The organism is Alteromonas sp. K632G (genome assembly GCF_017653625.1).
Taxonomy (GTDB): domain Bacteria; phylum Pseudomonadota; class Gammaproteobacteria; order Enterobacterales; family Alteromonadaceae; genus Alteromonas; species Alteromonas naphthalenivorans.
Map to the genome: position 1 here is coordinate 1 of NZ_JAGGDM010000047.1, position 2359 is coordinate 2359.

Genomic DNA, 2359 nt, shown 5'->3' on the forward strand with positions numbered 1-2359 from the left:
AAAGCCTCTTGGGCGTTGTATGGTTAAGCCTCTCGGGCAATTAGTACAGGTTAGCTTAACGCCTTACAACGCTTCCACATCCTGCCTATCAACGTCATCGTCTATAACAACCCTTCCGGACTTTAAAAGTCAGGGATGACTCATCTTTGGGCCGGCTTCCCGCTTAGATGCTTTCAGCGGTTATCCGTTCCGAACGTAGCTACCGGGCAATGCCATTGGCATGACAACCCGAACACCAGCGGTTCGTCCACTCCGGTCCTCTCGTACTAGGAGCAGCTCCCATCAATCATCCAACGCCCACACCAGATAGGGACCGAACTGTCTCACGACGTTCTAAACCCAGCTCGCGTACCACTTTAAATGGCGAACAGCCATACCCTTGGGACCGACTTCAGCCCCAGGATGTGATGAGCCGACATCGAGGTGCCAAACACCGCCGTCGATATGAACTCTTGGGCGGTATCAGCCTGTTATCCCCGGAGTACCTTTTATCCGTTGAGCGATGGCCCTTCCATACAGAACCACCGGATCACTATGACCTACTTTCGTACCTGCTCGACGTGTCTGTCTCGCAGTTAAGCTAGCTTATGCCATTGCACTAACCTCACGATGTCCGACCGTGATTAGCTAACCTTCGTGCTCCTCCGTTACTATTTGGGAGGAGACCGCCCCAGTCAAACTACCCACCAGACACTGTCCATAATCCCGATAAGGGACCAATGTTAGAACATCAAACATACAAGGGTGGTATTTCAAGGATGGCTCCACACAATCTAGCGACTGTGCTTCGAAGCCTCCCACCTATCCTACACATGTAGGTTCAATGTTCAGTGCCAAGCTGTAGTAAAGGTTCACGGGGTCTTTCCGTCTAGGTGCGGGTACACAGCATCTTCACTGCGATTTCAATTTCACTGAGTCTCGGGTGGAGACAGCGTGGCCATGGTTACACCATTCGTGCAGGTCGGAACTTACCCGACAAGGAATTTCGCTACCTTAGGACCGTTATAGTTACGGCCGCCGTTTACCGGGGCTTCGATCAAGAGCTTCTCCGAAGATAACCCCATCAATTAACCTTCCGGCACCGGGCAGGTGTCACACCCTATACGTCCTCTTGCGAGTTAGCAGAGTGCTGTGTTTTTAATAAACAGTCCCAGCCACCTGGTCACTGCGGCCCTCATCTGCTCAAGGAGCAAGTCCTATCACAAACAAGGGCGTACCTTCTCCCGAAGTTACGGTACAATTTTGCCGAGTTCCTTCACCCGAGTTCTCTCAAGCGCCTTAGTATTCTCTACCTGACCACCTGTGTCGGTTTGGGGTACGGTTCATATAATCATAAGTTTAGAAGCTTTTCCTGGAAGCAGGGCATCAACAACTTCACTACCGTAGTAGCTCGTCTCGCATCTCAGCTTTAAGAATCCGGATTTACCTAAATTCTCGGCCTACTTGCTTTCACTTGGACAACCAACGCCAAGCTTGCTTAGCCTTCTCCGTCCCTCCGTCACTGATTATATAAGTACGGAAATATTAATCCGTTTCCCATCGACTACGCATTTCTGCCTCGCCTTAGGGGCCGACTTACCCTGCCCTGATTAGCATGGGACAGGAAACCTTGGTCTTCCGGCGTGGGAGTTTTTCACTCCCATTATCGTTACTCATGTCAGCATTCGCACTTGTGATATGTCCAGCAGACTTCTCAATCCACCTTCATCCACTTACACAACGCTCCCCTACCATACGTGTAAACACGTATCCGCAGCTTCGGTATATTGCTTAGCCCCGTTACATCTTCCGCGCAGGCCGACTCGACTAGTGAGCTATTACGCTTTCTTTAAAGGGTGGCTGCTTCTAAGCCAACCTCCTAGCTGTCTATGCCTTCCCACATCGTTTCCCACTTAGCAATATTTTGGGACCTTAGCTGGCGGTCTGGGTTGTTTCCCTCTTCACGACGGACGTTAGCACCCGCCGTGTGTCTCCCGGATAGTTCTCATTGGTATTCGGAGTTTGCAAAGGGTTGGTAAGTCGGGATGACCCCCTAGCCTTAACAGTGCTCTACCCCCAATGGAATTCGTCCGAGGCTCTACCTAAATAGATTTCGGGGAGAACCAGCTATCTCCCGGTTTGATTGGCCTTTCACCCCCAGCCACAAGTCATCCCCTAACTTTTCAACGTTAGTGGGTTCGGTCCTCCAGTTGATGTTACTCAACCTTCAACCTGCCCATGGCTAGATCACCGGGTTTCGGGTCTATACCTAGCAACTAAACGCGCAGTTAACACTCGCTTTCGCTACGGCTCCGCTATTCGCTTAACCTTGCTACTAAATATAAGTCGCTGACCCATTATACAAAAGGTACGCAGTCAC

1 rRNA gene is annotated in these 2359 nt (G+C 50.7%); it reads right to left on the minus strand.

What is annotated here, in order from left to right:
• Positions 1-19: 19 nt before the first annotated feature.
• A 23S ribosomal RNA gene (locus J5X92_RS20780) occupies positions 20-2359 on the minus strand; the annotation flags it as partial.